General features: G+C 63.7%; 1 protein-coding gene. It reads left to right on the top strand.

The annotated features are described in order from the left end of the window. The first annotated feature begins 165 nt into the window (after positions 1 to 165). The gene (locus tag CWO89_RS45000; RefSeq protein ID WP_130232017.1) at positions 166 to 522 is read left to right on the top strand and encodes a hypothetical protein; all 357 of its coding nucleotides are present in this window, start codon (positions 166 to 168) and stop codon (positions 520 to 522) included. Positions 523 to 622: the final 100 nt, after the last annotated feature.

Raw genomic sequence — 622 nt, forward strand, 5'->3', positions numbered from 1 at the left:
AAGCTCTATCAGACCAGTGGCTTAGCGACCGGATTCCGGCCGGTGCGCGATTCTCAGCGTCGCATCGCCAGTAGATAGGGGCCGCATTCTGCGGGGGATGCGGCGTCTTCTTTCGGTGGCTGGCCGAGCCTGTCAACCCCGTCCACACACGAAAGACCTGCCACCATGATTACCGACGACAAGGCGCCAGCCTTGGATGAAACTTTGCGCAAGCAAACGTTGTTCGCGACCCAGGCGTTAGCCGACGCAGCCGATACGCTCGCGGGCGCCGCTGGACCGCTGCTCATCCTTGGGCTGCGAAACGCCAAGGCCGCTGAGCGCACCGCGGACGCGACCGAACGGCTCGCGAACTCTATCGAGACGATTACCGCACTGTTCGCGTCCTGCATCGGACGCGGTGAGGCTACCGCACCTGGCGGCGACTCCATGGACTCATGGCGCAGCGCGCCGGTCAACTACTTCCGCGCATCCGATACGGCCAACAAATTCAAGCTCGAGCGCGAGGACGGCGACGATGAGTAACATCGCAGCGTGGGTGCAAGCGGAGCTCGCAGCCAACGCGCCAGCGACCGCATCAAACATTCTGCACCTCGCGGCACACCACCATCGCCGACCACATGCC

The organism is Bradyrhizobium sp. Leo170 (assembly GCF_004296405.1).
Lineage (GTDB): Bacteria > Pseudomonadota > Alphaproteobacteria > Rhizobiales > Xanthobacteraceae > Bradyrhizobium.